The 15,848-nt window shown below is 72.3% G+C and carries 13 protein-coding genes and 1 pseudogene; 5 read left to right on the forward strand and 9 right to left on the reverse strand.

The genetic code is table 11. From position 1 onward, the window contains the following. Position 1 precedes the first annotated feature (1 nt). The 4 genes from ACZ7LU_RS12305 to ACZ7LU_RS12320 form a co-directional block, all read right to left on the reverse strand. Entirely contained in the window at positions 2 to 2,242 is a 2,241-nt protein-coding gene (locus ACZ7LU_RS12305; protein ID WP_471916661.1) for a HelD family protein, read from the reverse strand. A gap of 162 nt (positions 2,243 to 2,404) precedes the next feature. Further along, entirely contained in the window at positions 2,405 to 2,755 is a 351-nt protein-coding gene (locus tag ACZ7LU_RS12310; RefSeq protein ID WP_398301374.1) for a thioredoxin family protein, read from the reverse strand. Then, positions 2,752 to 3,144, reverse strand: a complete 393-nt coding sequence (locus ACZ7LU_RS12315; RefSeq protein ID WP_398301372.1) for a MerR family transcriptional regulator — start codon at positions 3,142 to 3,144, stop codon at positions 2,752 to 2,754. Before ACZ7LU_RS12315 ends, ACZ7LU_RS12310 begins: the two co-directional genes overlap by 4 nt. Positions 3,145 to 3,203: 59 nt before the next feature. Then, the gene (locus tag ACZ7LU_RS12320; protein WP_471916662.1) at positions 3,204 to 4,130 is read right to left on the reverse strand and encodes an NAD(P)-dependent oxidoreductase; all 927 of its coding nucleotides are present in this window, start codon (positions 4,128 to 4,130) and stop codon (positions 3,204 to 3,206) included. A 299-nt stretch (positions 4,131 to 4,429) separates the two neighbouring features. On the opposite strand from ACZ7LU_RS12320, the gene ACZ7LU_RS12325 reads away from it, so the two are divergent. Next, positions 4,430 to 5,353 carry a glycoside hydrolase family 16 protein gene (locus ACZ7LU_RS12325; RefSeq protein WP_468089606.1) on the forward strand — a complete coding sequence of 308 codons (924 nt, stop codon included), beginning with the start codon at positions 4,430 to 4,432 and terminating at the stop codon, positions 5,351 to 5,353. Here the strand turns inward: ACZ7LU_RS12325 and ACZ7LU_RS12330 are convergent. After that, positions 5,326 to 6,279 (reverse strand): MerR family transcriptional regulator, encoded by a 954-nt coding sequence (locus tag ACZ7LU_RS12330; protein WP_471917063.1) that lies wholly within the window; start codon positions 6,277 to 6,279, stop codon positions 5,326 to 5,328. The two genes, ACZ7LU_RS12325 and ACZ7LU_RS12330, sit on opposite strands and share 28 nt — an antisense overlap. 258 nt (positions 6,280 to 6,537) lie before the next feature. On the opposite strand from ACZ7LU_RS12330, the gene ACZ7LU_RS12335 reads away from it, so the two are divergent. Next, positions 6,538 to 7,377: an alpha/beta fold hydrolase gene (locus ACZ7LU_RS12335; RefSeq protein ID WP_471916663.1), complete on the forward strand. Its 840-nt coding sequence runs from the start codon at positions 6,538 to 6,540 to the stop codon at positions 7,375 to 7,377. Here the strand turns inward: ACZ7LU_RS12335 and ACZ7LU_RS12340 are convergent. The 3 genes from ACZ7LU_RS12340 to ACZ7LU_RS12350 form a co-directional block, all read right to left on the reverse strand. Continuing rightward, complete coding sequence (locus ACZ7LU_RS12340) at positions 7,341 to 7,892, reverse strand: hypothetical protein (protein WP_471916664.1); 552 nt, start codon at positions 7,890 to 7,892, stop codon at positions 7,341 to 7,343. The two genes, ACZ7LU_RS12335 and ACZ7LU_RS12340, sit on opposite strands and share 37 nt — an antisense overlap. Positions 7,893 to 7,999: 107 nt before the next feature. Continuing rightward, the gene (locus ACZ7LU_RS12345) at positions 8,000 to 8,605 is read right to left on the reverse strand and encodes a dihydrofolate reductase family protein (protein WP_471916665.1); all 606 of its coding nucleotides are present in this window, start codon (positions 8,603 to 8,605) and stop codon (positions 8,000 to 8,002) included. 185 nt (positions 8,606 to 8,790) lie between these two features. Next, the gene (locus ACZ7LU_RS12350) at positions 8,791 to 10,497 is read right to left on the reverse strand and encodes an MFS transporter (protein WP_471917064.1); all 1,707 of its coding nucleotides are present in this window, start codon (positions 10,495 to 10,497) and stop codon (positions 8,791 to 8,793) included. A 185-nt stretch (positions 10,498 to 10,682) separates the two neighbouring features. On the opposite strand from ACZ7LU_RS12350, the gene ACZ7LU_RS12355 reads away from it, so the two are divergent. Next, positions 10,683 to 11,306: a TetR/AcrR family transcriptional regulator gene (locus ACZ7LU_RS12355; protein ID WP_468089614.1), complete on the forward strand. Its 624-nt coding sequence runs from the start codon at positions 10,683 to 10,685 to the stop codon at positions 11,304 to 11,306. A gap of 113 nt (positions 11,307 to 11,419) precedes the next feature. Here ACZ7LU_RS12355 and ACZ7LU_RS12360 read toward each other — a convergent pair whose 3' ends face one another. Continuing rightward, complete coding sequence (locus tag ACZ7LU_RS12360) at positions 11,420 to 12,829, reverse strand: cation:dicarboxylate symporter family transporter (protein WP_471916666.1); 1,410 nt, start codon at positions 12,827 to 12,829, stop codon at positions 11,420 to 11,422. Between the two features lie 293 nt (positions 12,830 to 13,122). Here ACZ7LU_RS12360 and ACZ7LU_RS12365 point away from each other — a divergent pair. Both ACZ7LU_RS12365 and ACZ7LU_RS12370 read left to right on the forward strand, forming a co-directional pair. After that, positions 13,123 to 14,814: pseudogene (locus ACZ7LU_RS12365) on the forward strand (sensor histidine kinase); the annotation flags it as partial. Positions 14,815 to 15,155: 341 nt separating this feature from the next. Then, complete coding sequence (locus ACZ7LU_RS12370) at positions 15,156 to 15,839, forward strand: response regulator (protein WP_398301351.1); 684 nt, start codon at positions 15,156 to 15,158, stop codon at positions 15,837 to 15,839. Positions 15,840 to 15,848: the final 9 nt, after the last annotated feature.

Below are 15,848 nucleotides of genomic sequence, written 5' to 3' on the forward strand. Positions count from 1 at the left end.
TTCAGCTCTCGATCCCCTTGAGCGCCACGGGCAGCTCCTCGGTGAAGAACACGCCGAGGCGCTGCGTGGCCCGGGTCAGGGCCACATAGAGGTCGCTCGTGCCGTATCGCGCGGGCTCGACGACCAGGACCGTGTCGAACTCCAGGCCCTTGGCCTGCCGCGGGTCGATCAGGACGACCGGCCGCGTCAGGTCCGGGGCCCGCCCGGCCGTCACCCCGGGCAGCCGTGCGGCGAGCTCCGCGTGGAGGTCGCGCGGGGCGATCACCGCGAGACGGCCCTCGTCCCGCGCCTCCGCGGCCACCGCGTCGGCCACGGCGGCGGCGAGGTCGTCGGTCCGGCGCGCCCAAGGACGTACACCCGTGGACCGCACGGAGCTCGGCGGCCGGAAGTCGGGCTGTTCGGCGCGCGGCACCTCGGCCGCCACCTCCATGATCTCCACGGGCGTGCGGTAGTTGACGCCGAGCCGGGTGTACTCCCAGCGGTCCTCGACGTACGGCGCGAGGATGGACTCCCACGAACCGCAGCCGCCCGCCTCCGCGGTCTGCGCCGGGTCGCCGACGAGCGTCATGGAGCGGGTCGGGCAGCGCCGCATGAGCAGCCGCCAGGCCATCGCGGAGAGCTCCTGCGCCTCGTCGACGATGATGTGCCCGAACGCCCAGGTGCGGTCGGCGGCCGCGCGCTCGGCGGCGCTGCGGTGGTCGGCCTCCTCCTGGCGCTCGGCCATCCGCTCCGCGTCGATGATGTTGTGCGCGAGCAGGACCTCGGCGTCGTCCTCGTCCTTGTCCTCGAACTCGTACGTCCGAGAGGCGCGCGAGACGTCGAGCACACCCTGCGCGTACGCGATCTGCTTGGCCCGCTCGGCCTCGGCCGCGGCCCGCTCGGCGCTGTCGTCGTGCCCGAGCAGCTCGGCGGCCTCGTCGAGCAGCGGGACGTCGGCGGGCGTCCAGGGCGCGTCGTACGGACGGCGGATCGCCCGCGCGTCCGCCTCGCTCAGCCCCGTCGGCTCCTCCAGGAAGTCGGCAAGGAACCGCTCCGGGGTGAGCGTGGGCCACAGCTCCTCGATGGCCGCGTGCACCTCGGCGCTGGCCGCGATGCCCTTGCCGAGCTGGGCGATGTCGTCGGGGCCGAGGAAGTTCGGCCCGCCGTACGGGTCGTGGCCGATGCGCTCGGCGAGCTGCGCGGTCAGCGCGTCGATGATCCGGAACGCGAAGTGCGGCCGGCCGAGGTTGTGCGGCACGTCCGCGGCGCGGGCCGCCTCGCGCGCCTGGTCGGCGATCGTCCAGTCCAGGATCAGGTCGCCGTCGTCGTGCTCGATGATCACCGGCTCGCCCGGTTCGGGGGTCCGCTGCCGGTCCCGTACGGCCGCGGCGAGCACGTCCGCCATCTCCGCGCGGCCCTTCACCTCGGCCGCCTCGGGGCTGTCCGTGCCGGTCGCCGTCACGCCGGGGAACAGCTCGCCGACCGTGGAGAGGAGCACGCCGGTCTCGCCGAGCGCGGGCAGCACCTCGCCGATGTAGCCGAGGAACGCCGGGTTCGGGCCGACGATCAGCACGGCACGCTTGGCGAGCAGCTCCCGGTGGGCGTAGAGCAGGAACGCGGCGCGGTGCAGCGCCACGACCGTCTTGCCGGTGCCGGGGCCGCCCTCGACGACGAGGACGCCGCGGTGCGGGGCGCGGATGATGCGGTCCTGCTCGGCCTGGATGGTCTGCACGATGTCGTGCATGCGGCCGGTGCGGGCGGAGTCGAGCGCGGCGAGGAGCACCTCGTCGGCGTCGGCGCTCTCGTAGCCGGTGCGGGTGGTGTCGCTGAGATCCAGGATCTCGTCGTGCAGGTCCGTGACCTCGCGGCCCTTTGTGGTGATGTGCCGACGCCTGCGCAGGCCCATCGGGGTGTGGCCCGTCGCGAGATAGAAGGGGCGCGCGACATCGGCACGCCAATCGATCACGAGCGGGGTGCGTTCGGCGTCGGACGCGCGGATTCCGATGCGTCCGATGTGATGGTCGCGGCCGTCCCGGAATTCGAGCCGCCCGAAGCAGAGCCCGTTCTCCCCCGCGTCGAAGGCGGCGAGCAGCCCGGACTGCTCCGCCACCAGCACGTCGCGCTCCAGACGCGCCTGGAGACCGGTGCCCACCTGCGACAACGAAGCCTGCACGGCGGTCTCGGCCTCCTCGCGCAGCGCGTCCAGGCGTGCGTACAGCCCGGAGACGAATTGCTGCTCTTCACGCAATTCCTCGGTTGACAATTCAGCCCCTCGCCAGTTACAGTGCTCGTATAAAGCTTCTCGTGAAGTCGTCATGCGCAAATGGCAAGAGCTTCGCGAAAGAATCCAATATACGCAGAGAAATGCCCCGGACGTCAATTCGTCCGGGGCATTTCTCTTGTCGCTCTCCCGTGCCGCCGGCCCTCAGAGCACGTCGGCCAGCTCCGCCAGCAGCTTCCGCTTGGCCCGCGCGCCCACCATCTGCAGCACGGGCTCACCACCACGGAACACGATCATGGTCGGCGCCGAGAGCACCTTGTACGCGATCGCGGTCGCGGGGCTCCGGTCCACGTCCAGCTGAAGGATCTTGATCCGGTCCGCCTCCTCCCGCGCTATCTCGCTCAGCACCGGCGCCAGCTGCCGGCAGGGCCCGCACCAGTCCGCCGTGAACTCCACGAGCACCGGCCGGTCCGCCTCGCGCAGCACCTCCCCCTCGAAATCCGCGTCCGTCACCTCGGCCACGCCTGCTGCCTTCACTGCCACCACTCTCCTCATCCGGTCAGTTCGCACCGCGGCTCGGGGCCGCCTTCGAGCGCCGCCTCGGCGCGCGTGAGCTGCGCCCCGACCTGGTCGCGCACCGCCGTCAACTCGCCGATAAGGGCGTTGAGTTCGGTGAGCTTCCGGCGGTACACGGCGAGCGACGCGGGGCAGGAGTCGCCCTCCGGATGGCCGGAGCGCAGACACTCCACGAAGGGCCTGGTCTCCTCCAGGTCGAACCCGAAGTCCTGGAGGGTCCTGATCTGCTCCAGGAGCCGCACGTCGTCCTCGTCGTACGTGCGGTAGCCGTTGCCGGACCGCCGCGCGGGCAGCAGCCCGCGGGACTCGTAGTAGCGCAGCGTCCGCGTGGTCGTCCCCGCGCGCGCCGCGAGCTCGCCGATTCGCATGGACAGACGGTAATCCTTGACGTGGGCGTCAAGGCCAGGCAGTTTCCGCCCGGGGCCGGTCAGGCGGGGTCGCGGATGCCCTCGACGATCGAGGTCCAGTTGTTGGCACCGTGCCCGAGCGCGATCGACCTGTCGGCCGAGGTGAGGACGCCGCGCAGAGCGGCCGCGTCCAGGCCGCGGTGCTCGGCGGCGCGCACGATGTGCCGCACGTTCGCCGCCTCGACGGTGAGGTTGTCCAGGTCACCGGGGAACTTCCCCGAGTCCAGGTCCGCCGCCGTACCGTCGACCATGTCCGCCAGCAGGTCGGCGAGGACCTTCACATACGGGGCGAGGGCCGCCGCCCGCACGCCCTCCGTGGCCGCGAGGGCGAAGCCGTGCACCAGGCCGTGCATCGCCATCCAGAAGAAGTCGAGGACGGCCAGGTCGTGGACCGCCGCGAGCCCGTGGTCCTCCCCGACATACGCGGTCCGCCCGCCCAGGGCCTTGAGCGTCGGCTCGTACTTCTCGTACGCGGACCGCGTGCCGCTGTGGAAGATCAGCGCCTCCGGTGTGCCGATCATCGGCGCGGGAACCATGACGGCGCCGTCGAGGTAGTCGACGCCGAGCGCCTCCGCCCAGGCGGCGGCCTCGCGGGCGCGCTCCGGGGTGTCGGAGGTGAGGTTCACGAGGAGGCGGCCGGGCAGGTCGTCGGCGGCCTGGTCGAGAACGGCCCGCGCGGCGTCGTAGTCGACGACACAGACGACGACCACCTCGGCGGCGCGGACCGCCTGCCCGGGGGTGGCGGCACGGACGGCGCCCCGGGCGACGAGGCCGTCGCCCTTGCCGTCGGAGCGGTTCCAGATGGTGGTGGGGTGGCCGGCGTCGAGGAACGCGCCGGCGAGGGCCTGGCCCATGGAGCCGAGCCCGAGGACGGCGACGGCGGGGCGGGGCTGGTTCGAGAGGGAGTGGTCCGCGAGGCGGTGGTCCTTGAGGGGGTGATTCGTCATGGTCACCATCGTTGGCGGGACGCCAACTCCCCACAAGTACCGACTAATTGGTCAGGTACTCACCGGAAAGTAAGTGTGGCCGGGCAACCGCCGCACGCCTTCAGGAAGTTGACGCACTCCAGCCATTGACGCGCGCCGCGACCATAACTACAAAACCAGCAGCACAGTTCTGAGAGCGCTCTCACCGTTCGCCGTCACACTCCCCGCCCCCACCACGGAGGTGCCCGATGAGCACGGTCCCCACATCCCCCACATCCCCCACGGCCCCCGCAGCCCCCGCAGCCCGCGCGTCTCGCCCGATGCGCAGGACCTCCCTCCTGGCCGGACTCGCCGCCGTCGGCCTGCTCGGGGCGCTGCTGACGCCCGGGACGGCCAGCGGTGATGTGCCGCCGCCCGCCCCCGGCTGGTCACTGAAGTGGAGCGACGACTTCAACGGCCCCGCGGGCAGCGCGCCTTCCGCGAAGAAGTGGCAGGTCGACCTCGGGCACAACTACCCGGGCGGGCCGCCCAATTGGGGCACGGGAGAGATCCAGGAGTACACGAACTCCCGGGACAACCTCGCCCTCGACGGCGCGGGCAACCTGCGGATCACCCCGCGCAGGGACGCGGCGGGCAAGTGGACCTCCGCGCGGATCGAGACGCGGCGCAGCGACTTCAAGGCTCCGGCGGGCGGCACGCTGGCCATCGAGGGACGCATCCGGATGCCGGACGTCACGGGGGACGCGGCGCTCGGGTACTGGCCGGCGTTCTGGGCGCTCGGCTCGCCCTACCGGGGCAACTACCAGAACTGGCCGTCCATCGGCGAGTTCGACGTCATGGAGAACGTGAACGGCATCAACTCGGTGTGGGGCGTGCTGCATTGCGGCGTCAACCCGGGCGGCGACTGCAACGAGACCCAGGGCCTGGGCGCCAGCCGCCCCTGCCCCGGCACCGCCTGCCAGTCGGCCTTCCACACGTACCGCTTCGAGTGGGACCGCTCGGTGACACCCAACCAATTGCGCTGGTACGTCGACGGGGAGCGGTTCCACACCCTGAGCCAGGACCGCTTCTCGACGAAGACGTGGAACGACATGACGTCCCACCAGGGGTACTTCCTCCTGCTGAACGTGGCGATGGGCGGCGGCTTCCCGGACGGCGTGGCGGGCCACAGGACGCCGACGGCGGCGACGCGGCCCGGCCATGCGATGGCGGTCGACTACGTCGCGGTGTGGACGCGCCCGTAGTCCGGGGCCGACGCGGTCGCGGCCAGCGCCTCCCGGAGCCAGTTGTCGGCGGCTCCGGGCGTCGGCTCCGGCGGACCCGACGGCGGGCTCAGGATCTCGGCGGTGAGCTGCCAGTAGAGGTCGATGCGGGGTTCGGCGGCGAGCATGCGGTGCAGCTCGCGGCGGAAGTCCGCGGTGTCGCGCCGGCCCAGCGAGGCGGCGTGGACGGCGACGAAGCAGTCCAGCGCCTCGCCCCGGTGCGGGGCCCGGCCCGCCCGCAGCTGTGCCGAGGCCAGTTCGTACGCCTCGGGGAGGCCTTCGTAGAGGACGGCGGGGCGGTATCCCTTGCCGGGCAGGTGCACCTCGGGCTGGCCGTAGTCGGTACCGGCGCGGGGGCCTGAGACGAAGCAGGGGGTGGTGACGAAGTCCTGCAGCCGGGCGAAGGCGAGGACCTGTTCCGGGGTGGGGCTGTCGGGCGGCGTCGGCACCGCCTGGTCGACGACGGCGGTGACGACCCGGGCCGGGAGCCGTGCGGGCAGCCAGTACCGCCAGAACCGGGCGAGCGCGTCGGTGCCGGGCGGCGTGGCGAGGGCCCCGACCAGCCGCAGCCGCTCGGCGCGTTCCCGCGCGGTGCAGTCGGTCAGGAGCCGCAGGGCCGCCTCCCGCCAGCGCAGGGCGGCCAGCCGCGAGCCGACCTCCCGCAGCTGCCCCGCGACGATGTCCGCCAGCTCGTCCTCCCGGTCGAGGACCCGGCTCACCTCGGGGACCGGCAGGTCGAGGGTGCGCAGGGAGCGGATGAGGCGGAGCCGGTCGAGCGCGTCGGGGCCGTAGCGGCGGTGGCCGCCACCGCTGCGGGCGGCTTCGGGCAGCAGGCCGCGGTCGGAGTAGAAGCGGACGGTCTTGACGGAGACGCCCGCCTGTTCGGCGAGCTGTCCGATGCTCAGCATCCCGTCCGGGGACGCGCCACGTCCGTCCACGGTTCCTCCGGGGGCGGTGCTGCGAACGGTCCCGCCGGAGCCGGTACGGCGAACGGTCTCGCCGGGGCCGGTACGGCGAACGGTCTCGCCGGGGCCGGTGCGGCGAGGTGACTGACCGTCGGACGACGACACGACTTGAACCTCCCTCAGGGGGAGTTCCTACCGTACCGGCGAGCGCGGAGGGCCGACCGGCCGGGCCGCGGGGACCGCAGTGTACGAGGAGGACTCATGACGGCGTTCGTGCTGGTGTCGGGCGGGTACACGGGCGGCTGGCTGTGGCGGGACGTGGCCGCGGGGCTGCGGGCGGCCGGGGCCGAGGCGCACGCGGCGACGCTCACCGGTCTCGGTGACCGCCGCCACCTGGCGGGACCGGACATCGACCTCGACACCCACATCGAGGACGTGGCGCAGCTGATCGACCACGTCGACGCGCCCGAGGTCGTACTCGTCGGCTACTGCTACGGCATCTATCCGGCCGCGGGCGCCGCCGACCGGCGCCGGGACCGGATCTCCCGGCTCGTGTACCTGGACTCGCCGATGCCCCAGGACGGCTACTCCATGATCGACCAGGTGCGGGAGCAGATGCCGGACGGGCCGGCCCGCGACCGCACCCTGCGTCAGCAGGAGCAGGCCGAGGACGGCTGGCGGATCCCGGCGCCCACCCTCGTCGAGTGGCGGGCCCACGGGAACCTCGCGGGCGTCCCCGACGCCGCGCTCGACCGGCTCGCGCGGCTCGCCTCGCCCGCGCCGGCCGGCCCGTACGCCCAGAAGCTGCGCATCTCGGATGCGGTCGCCGCCCTGCCGACGACCGGCGTCTTCTGCACCACGGGCGGCACGATGGACATCGCCGCGCTGGAATCCCTGGTCGCGTCGGGCCTGCCGCTCGTCCAGCACCTGGCCGACCCGCGCGCCACGTTCTTCGAACTGGCCACCGGGCACTGGCCGATGCTCTCCACCCCCGGCGAACTGACCGACGTGCTCCTGCGCGCCGCGGCGGGCGAGGGCCACCGGCTGACGGCATCGGCGGACGCCTACATGGAGGCGGCCGTTCCGCACCGGCGCCGGTAGTACCCGTACGTCAGCGCGAGGATCAGCGGCCCCCACAGCGCCATCAGGCCGCTGGTCACGGCGGCCAGGAGCCGCCACCACCCGCTGGTGTACGGGACGTCGGAGAACCCGGCGAGGTGGAAGGTGCAGAGCGTCCAGTCGAGCAGCAGCGCGGTGAAGAGCAGCCCCAGGAGGGTGGCGGGCACGATCACCGCGTACGGCGGTATGCGTCTGCCGCGCAGCCGGGGCACCCAGCGCGGCACCACCTCGCCCCACGGCCGCACGAGACCTCCGCAGAGCAGCGCGATCGCCTCGGACAGCAGGCTGAGCGTGACCACATAGGACACGTTGGCCCACCGGGACCACGACATCGGGTCGACGTCCGCGCCCATCAGGTGGTCGAACCCGATGGGCAGCCGCCACAGGCACACCGGCAGGGCGAGGAGGGGGAGCAGCCGCGCGACGCGTTCCGCCCAGAGCGGTACGGGCCGTGCCGGAGGTGTGGGAGCCGTGGTGGTCGTCTCGCTGATCGTCATGCGTCCACTCTGGTCGGCGGTGGACGCACGGGAATCACGCGCACGGGGTGATCGGCTCCCCCTCGCGGCGGAGGGCACCTCACCCTGAAGTCCCCCGTGCCCGGCCTCTACGCGGCGTCCCCGGCAGCCTTGTCGTAGGTCAGGAAGATCGTGCCGCTGTCGAGCAGCACGGCGTCCGTCCGCTCGTACAGCACCGGGTCGAACGCGGTCGTCCGCGCGAAGAGGGGCGTGCCCGAACCCAGCGTCAGCGGGGCGAGCTTGACGACGAGCCGGTCGATCTCGCCGCGCAGCGCCCCGGCGAGCTCACCGCCGCCGCACAGCCAGATGTCCTTGCCGTCCTCCCGCTTCAGCTCCCGCACCTTCTCGACGGGGTCGGTGGCGACCAGTTCGACACCGGGGTCGGGGCTCTCGGTGAGGCTGCGGCTGAAGACGAGGTGCCGCAGGTGCGGGAAGGCGTTGGTGAGTCCGGCGTCGACGCCGTTCATGTACGTCTTGCGGCCTTCGAGGACCGTGTCGAAGTGGTCCCCCTCGGCGGTGATGCCGAGGGCCTGCCTGGCCGGGGCCGGCAGGGTCTCGGGATACGCCTGGGCCAGGTGCTGGACGTAGTCCTGGCCGACCGGCCAGAAGCCGTCGGGGCCGGTGGGGTCGGAGCCGTCGGGGCCCGCGATGAAGCCGTCGATGCTGACGGCGATGAAGTAGACGAGCTTTCGCATGCGGGCTCCTTGGAAGCGGGGTCGGGCCACGTCGGTCGTTGTACTCCGACTGAAGTGGTCAGAACGTAGTACTTCACTTGGAGTGGTGTCAACGGTTTTCCGAAGATTGATTTTCGGCACGCACAAAGGCCGGGCCACTCCCGAGGAGTGGTCCGGCCTTCATGGCTTCATGGCGCCCAGAGGGGTCAGCGCTGCGGCTGCCGCTCCCGCGACGACTTCTCCGCGTCGGACTCCGACGAGGCCGTCTCCGACGAAGCCGTCTCCGAGGGGGCGGCCTCGCCCCGGCCCTTGCGCGGCAGCAGCGCCGCGACCAGCACGGTCCCCGCGCCGAGGATCACCGCGCCGATCAGGCTCGTGTGGGCCACCGCGTCCGAGAACGCGGAGCCGACGGCGTCCGCCATCTTGCCCGCACCCTGGGCGAGCTGCTCGGCCTGGCCCTTCAGCTGGGCCGCCTGCTGCTGGGAGCCGGCGTGGGCCGCCTTCTCGCCCACCGCGCGGGCCTGGTCGCCGATGCCCTGGGCGACCGCGTAGCCCGCGCCGACCGAGTCCTGCGCGGTGTCCAGCGTGCCGTCGGGCAGCTTCGCGCCGGAGGCGGCGGCCGCGTCGCTCAGCTTCGAGGAGTACGAGCTGGCGAGCACCGAGCCGAGGATGGCGATGCCGAGCGAGCCGCCGAGCTCCAGCGACGTGTCGTTGACCGCGCCGCCGACGCCCAGCTCGGACTCGGGGAACGCGCCCATGATCGCGTCGGTGCAGGGCGACAGGGCGAGGCCGATGGCGAGGCCCAGGATGATCAGCGGGGCGACGAAGTCCCCGTACGAGGAGGACGCGTCCACCCGCGTCAGGAGCGCGAGCGCCGCCGTGCCCGCGACCATGCCCGCCGACACGGTGATCTTCATGCCGATGCGCGGGGTCAGATAGCCCGTCAGCGCCGAGCCGACGAAGACCGCGCCGGCGAGCGGCAGCATGCGCACGCCCGTCTCCAGCGGGTTGTAGCCGAGGACGAACTGGAGGTGCTGCGTGAGGTAGTAGAACGCGCCGAAGACCGCGAGGAAGAAGAGCGCCACCGCGAGGTTCGAGCCCGCGAAGCGGCGGTCGAGGAAGCGGCGGACGTTCAGGATCGGGTGCGGGTGGCGCAGCTCCCAGGCCACGAAGGCGAGCAGGCCGATGCCCGCGACGACCGCCGCCGAGACCGCCTTGATGTCCCAGCCGAAGTGCGGGCCCTGGATGATCATGTAGATCAGCGCGCCGGTCCAGATGACGGAGAGCAGCCCGCCGACGTAGTCGATCCGGTTGGAGTGCCCGGCCTTGGACGGCGGGATGAGCACGAAGGCGCCGACGATGGCGAGGGCGGCCACCGGCACGTTGATCAGGAAGGTCGAGGCCCAGCCGTGGTCCTCCAGGAGCGCGCCGGCGACCAGCGGCCCCGCCGCGATCGCGAGGCCCGCCGTGGCGGTCCACAGCACGATGGCCTTGGCCCGCTCCGCGCGCGGGAACGTCGCGGCGAGCAGCGACAGCGTGGCCGGCATGATCATCGCCGCGCCGAAGCCCATCACCGCGCGGGCGGCGATGACGCCGCCCGAGCTGTCGACGAGCGAGCCCGCGACCGATCCGGCGCCGAAGACGACGAGGCCGAGGACGAGCGCGCCGCGCCGACTGTACTTGTCGCCGATCGCGCCGAGCAGCAGCATCAGGGCGGCGTACGGAACGGTGTAGCCGTCGATGACCCACTGCAGGTCGGAGCTGGAGAGCCCGAGGTCCTTGGTCATGTCGGGGGCGGCGACGGTCAGTGCCGTGTTCGCCATGACGATGATCAGCAGGCTCAGGCAGAGCACCAGCAGCGCCCACCAGCGGCGTGCGTACGGCCCTTTCATCTCGTCGACCGGTTGCTTCATGAGCAGAGCCACCGAAGTCTCACCCTTCCTTGTCCTCATAAGTCCGTGCTCGTCGCGCTTGTCCGGTGGCCTCGCACAGCACTACCGGTCTGCACAGCACTACTGGTTGCACAGCACTGTGCAATTACACACGACTGTGCAACTTACGCCACTGCACACTGGTGTGCAAAACGGGCGCGTGCACAATGGAGCCCATGAGCCGAGCCGACGCCAACCGCCGCCGCATCCTGGAGGTGGCGCTCGCCGAGCTGCTGCGCGATCCGGACGCGTCCATGGACCAGATCGCCCGCGCGGCAGGCGTCGTACGCAGGACCGTGTACGGCCACTTCCCCAGCCGCGAGGCGCTGATCGGCGCGCTCATCGACGGCGCCGTCGAGGCGGTCGCCGCGGCCCACGCCTCGGGGCGCGCCCGCTCGGACGACCCCGCCGAGTCGCTCGCTCACTCGATGGTGGCCGTCTGGGAGATCGCCGACGGCTACCGCCTGCTCGTCGCCCTCGCCCAGCGCAGCGTCGCGATGGAGGGCATCAGACAGCGCCTCGCCCCGGTCCGCGAGGAGTGCGTGAACGTCCTCCGACTCGGCCTCGGCCAGGGCGCGTTCACCTCCCCCCTGCCGCCCGCCGCCCTCGCGTACGTCCACGAGCAGCAGCTCTTCGGCCTGATGGAAGCCGTCAACGACGGCCTCCTCGCCCCCGAGGCCGCGGGCCGCGCCGCCGCGTCGACGGCCCTCATGTCGGCGGGCGTCCCGGTGGCACGGGTCCGGGAGATCATCGCGGCACTGCCCGAGGGCCGGTGCCGGTCGGCCACGTGAGCGGACACACGAAAGCGCCGCCCGCGGCGTACGAGGAGGAAGCTCTCGTACGTCGCGGGCGGCGCCCGGTGGCCCCGTCCCGGCGGCCCCTTCGTGCGGCGCGCGGCCGGTGACTACACCTTCACCGGCTGCTTGCCGTCGTCGCGCGGCTCCGGCACCGCTTCCGCGTCGGCGTCGCGGGTATCCCCGACGGCGGACGGGCCGTGACCGTCGTCCACCAACGTACGCTCGTCGAAGGGGAGTTGTCCGGCCAGTACCGCCGTGACCCGCTCCTTGTCGACCTCCTTGGTCCAGGTGCCGATCAGCAGCGTGGCGACCGCGTTGCCCGCGAAGTTGGTGAGGGCGCGGGCCTCGCTCATGAAGCGGTCGACGCCGATGATCAGGCCGACGCCGTCGACAAGGGCGGGCTTGTGCGACTGGAGGCCGCTCGCGAGGACCGCGATGCCCGAACCGGAGACGCCCGCCGCGCCCTTGGACGCGATCATCATGAAGAGCAGCAGCGAGATCTGCTCGCCGATGCCGAGCGGCTGGTCCATGGCGTCGGCGATGAAGAGGGAGGCCATGGTCAGGTAGATCATGGTGCCGTCGAGGTTGAAGGAGTAGCCGGTCGGGACCGTGATGCCGACGACCGGGCGGCTGACCCCCAGGTGCTCCATCTTCGCGATGAGCCGCGGCAGCGCGGACTCGGACGACGAGGTCGAGAGGATGAGCAGGAACTCGCGGCCCAGGTACTTGAGCAGCTTGAAGAGGTTGACCCCGGTCACGAGCCGCATCAGCGTGCCGAGCACGATCACGATGAACAGCGCGCAGGTGACGTAGAACCCGATCATGATCGTGGCGAGCGCCTTGAGCGCGTCGGCGCCGGTCTCGCCGATGACGGCCGCCATGGCGCCGAAGGCACCGATCGGCGCGGCCCACATGATCATGCCGAGCACCCGAAAGACGAGCCGCTGGATGTGCTCGATGCCGCGCAGCACCGGTTCGCCGGAGCGGCCCATGGCCTGGAGGGCGAAGCCCACGAGCAGCGCGACGAGCAGGGTCTGGAGCACCTCGCCCTGAGTGAAGGCGGAGACCAGCGTCTTCGGGATGATGCCGAGCGCGAAGTCGACGAGCCCCTTGTCGGCCTCGTCGGCCGCGTCGTGGCCCGCGCCCTTCTCGGACTCGGTGATGTCCATGCCCGAACCCGGGTGCAGGATGTTGCCGACGAGCAGACCGATCGCGAGCGCGACGACGGACATCGCCATGAAGTAGGCGAGCGCGAGACCGCCCACCTTGCCGACCTTGGCGGCCTTGCGCACCGAACCGACGCCGAGGACGATCGTGCAGAAGATGATCGGCGAGATCATCATCTTGATCAGGTTCACGAAGCCGGTGCCGACGGGCTTCAGTTCCTTGGCGAAGTCCGGCCAGATGAAGCCGACGGCGATGCCGAGCAGCACGGCACCGATGACGGCGATGTAGAGGTAGTGCGTGCGGTCCCGCTTGGCTGCGGGCTGCGCCTGTGGGTCGGCCGTGCTGGTCACGGGGCCCTCCTTGAACGACGACGTCGGCGTTGCGGTGCCTGCGGTGCGTGCGGCTCACGTCCCGGTGATCGGCTCCCGTCCCGGGAACTCCACCGGCCGCATGTGCGCAACGGCTCGCCGTCCCGGGCGATCCCGGTGACTATCTCCCGGTCTGTGAGGGCGGTCACCCTTGCGTTCATTTAGTTCGCACTTATACGACCGCTTGTACGAGGAGGCAGACTGGCAGCATGTCCCGCACCCCTCAGGCCCGCCCGCGCCGGCTGCCGCGCAGCCTGGCGGGCCAGCTCTTCGCGATGCAGATCGTGCTGGTCACCGTGGTGGTCGCCGGGTGCGCGCTCTTCACGTACCTGAGCGACAAGCACCAGGCCGAGGAGGGCGCGCGCCACCAGGCGACCGCGGCGGCACGGGCGGTCGCGGACTCCCCTTCGGTACGGGAGGCCATACGCGACAGCGACCCGTCGAAGGAGCTCCAGCCGTACGCGGCACGGGTGCAGCGGGACACCGGCGTCGACTTCGTCACGATCATGGACCCGCGCGGCATCCGCTGGACGCACCCCGACGAGCGCCGCATCGGCGAACGCTTCCTCGGCCACCGGGCGGACGCGCTGCGCGGCAGGACGTTCGCGGAGACGTACACGGGGACGCTGGGCCCTTCGGTGCGGGTGGTCACGCCGATCTGGAGCGGTCCCGAGAACGGGGACGGCCGCATCGTCGGCCTGGTCAGCGCCGGCATCACCATCGAGGAGATCACCGAGAAGGCGCGCGGCCAGCTGCTCGCGCTGCTCGGCGTCGCGGCGGCGGCGCTCGTGCTCGGCGGCATCGGTACGTACGTCATCAACGCCCGCCTGCGCCGGAGCACCCACGGCATGAACGCCGCCGAGCTGAGCCGCATGCACGACTACCACGAGGCGGCGCTGCACGCCGTGCGCGAGGGGCTGCTGATGCTCGACGGGCAGCGGCGCATCGCCCTCATCAACGACGGCGGCCGCGAGCTGCTCGGGGTGGCGGACGACCCGGTCATCGGCCGCAACGTCGCCGAACTCGGGCTCCCCGCCCCGCTGACGGGTGCCCTCCTCGCGGCGGAGCCCCGGGTCGACGAACTGCATCTGACCGCCGACCGCGTCGTGGTCGTCAACACCTCCCCCGTGACGGGCGGCGAGCGCCGCGGGACGGTGGTCACCCTGCGCGACCACACCGAACTCCAGGCGCTCACCGGCGAGTTGGACTCCGAGCGCGGCTTCACGCAGGCGCTGCGCTCGCAGGCCCACGAGGCCGCGAACCGTCTCCACACGGTGGTGTCCCTCATCGAACTCGGCCGCGCCGACGAGGCGGTCGACTTCGCCACCGCCGAACTGGAGCTGGCGCAGGCGCTCACCGACCAGGTGGTGGCCGCCGTCAGCGAACCCGTCCTCGCGGCCCTGCTGCTCGGCAAGGCGGCGCAGGCCAACGAGCACGGTGTGGAGCTGGTCGTCTCGGACGACAGCAGCATCGACGACGGCATGCTCCCGTCGGCCCTGCCCGCCCGCGACCTCGTCACGGTCCTCGGAAACCTCATCGACAACGCGGTCGACGCGGCACAGGGCTCGCCGGCCGCGCGCGTCACCGTGACGGCACGGGCCGACGAGGCGGGCCTCCTCCTCCGCGTCCGCGACACGGGCCCCGGGGTCGACCCCGCGCAGCGCGACGCGGTCTTCGAACGCGGCTGGTCCACAAAGGCCTCCACGGGCCGCGGCCTCGGCCTGGCCCTGGTCCACCAGACGGTGACAAAAAACGGCGGCACCCTGACGGTGAGGGAGTCCCCGGAGGGGGGCGCGGAATTCGAGGTGACCTTGACACCGAGAGCGGGGGGCGTCTCCGCTGCCGCCGCCGCCGCTTCTGCGGGCCCGGCTGTCCCTGCCGGTCCTGCTGTTCCTGCGGGCCCGGCTTCTCCTGCTGGTCCTGCTGTTCCTGCGGGCCCGGCTTTTCCTGCTGTTCCTGCTGGTCCTGCTGTTCCTTCGGGCCCGGCTGTTCCTGCGGGTCCTGCTGGGCGCCACAGGGCCGCCCCTGCTGTGGGCCGCCGGGCCGCAGGTGCCCCCGCTGCGGACGGCGGGGGCGCTCCCGCTGTGGGCAAACGTTCCGCAGGGCGGAACGGGTGGGCACAGCCCCCGGTGCCGGGTGCGCATGGCGGGGGCGCCGAGGAGGACCCGGTGGGCCAGCCCCCGGCGCCGGGCACGCAGGGCGGAGGCGCCGACCAGGTCCCCCCCGTGCCGGGCACGCCGCGCGGAGGCGCCGAGGAGGACGCGAGAGGCCCGGCCCCGGGTGACGGAAGTGAAGACAGGAGCACCCAGTGATCCGCGTACTCGTCGTCGAAGACGACCCCGTCGCCGCCGACGCCCACGTCCTCTACGTGAACCGGGTCCCGGGTTTCGAGGCCATCGCCCGCCCCGCCCACTCCGCCGCCGAAGCCCGCCGCACACTCGACCGCACCCAGGTCGACCTGATCCTCCTGGACCTGCACCTCCCCGACGGCCACGGCCTCCAGCTGGCCCGCTCGCTGCGCGCGGCCGGGCACCCGACGGACGTCATCGCGGTGACGTCGGCCCGGGACCTGGCGGTCGTCCGCGAGGGCGTCTCCCTCGGCGTCGTCCAGTACGTACTGAAGCCCTTCACCTTCGCCACCCTCCGCGACCGCCTCACCCGGTACGCGGAGTTCCGCACCGCCGCCGCGGAGGGCGAGGCCACCGGCCAGGACGAGGTGGACCGCGCGCTCGCCACCCTGCGCGCACCGGGCCCCGTCGCCCTGCCGAAGGGACTCAGCGGCCCCACCCTCGAACGCGTCATCCGCACCCTGCGGGACGCCCCCGACGGCCTGACCGCCACCGCCGCCGCCCAGTCGGCGGGCCTCTCCCGCATCACCGCACGCCGCTACCTGGAACACCTGGTCGACACGGCACGCGCCGCCCGCAGCCCCCAGTACGGTCACGTCGGCCGCCCGGAGCTGGTCTACCGCTGGCTCACCGCGGCGGAATGACCCGGAGCG

The organism is Streptomyces sp. NPDC039462, from assembly GCF_055639375.1.

Bases quoted from the DNA above. Each gene is read 5' to 3' on its own strand.
- ACZ7LU_RS12345 (WP_471916665.1), bottom strand. From the start codon at position 8,605: ATGCGAAAGCTCGTCTACTTCATCGCCGTCAGCATCGACGGCTTCATC.
- ACZ7LU_RS12340 (WP_471916664.1), bottom strand. From the start codon at position 7,892: ATGACGATCAGCGAGACGACCACCACGGCTCCCACACCTCCGGCACGG.
- ACZ7LU_RS12315 (WP_398301372.1), bottom strand. From the start codon at position 3,144: ATGCGAATCGGCGAGCTCGCGGCGCGCGCGGGGACGACCACGCGGACG.
- ACZ7LU_RS12325 (WP_468089606.1), top strand. From the start codon at position 4,430: ATGCGCAGGACCTCCCTCCTGGCCGGACTCGCCGCCGTCGGCCTGCTC.
- ACZ7LU_RS12310 (WP_398301374.1), bottom strand. From the start codon at position 2,755: ATGAGGAGAGTGGTGGCAGTGAAGGCAGCAGGCGTGGCCGAGGTGACG.
- ACZ7LU_RS12355 (WP_468089614.1), top strand. From the start codon at position 10,683: ATGGAGCCCATGAGCCGAGCCGACGCCAACCGCCGCCGCATCCTGGAG.
- ACZ7LU_RS12350 (WP_471917064.1), bottom strand. From the start codon at position 10,497: ATGAAGCAACCGGTCGACGAGATGAAAGGGCCGTACGCACGCCGCTGG.
- ACZ7LU_RS12330 (WP_471917063.1), bottom strand. From the start codon at position 6,279: ATGCTGAGCATCGGACAGCTCGCCGAACAGGCGGGCGTCTCCGTCAAG.
- ACZ7LU_RS12320 (WP_471916662.1), bottom strand. From the start codon at position 4,130: ATGACGAATCACCCCCTCAAGGACCACCGCCTCGCGGACCACTCCCTC.
- ACZ7LU_RS12335 (WP_471916663.1), top strand. From the start codon at position 6,538: ATGACGGCGTTCGTGCTGGTGTCGGGCGGGTACACGGGCGGCTGGCTG.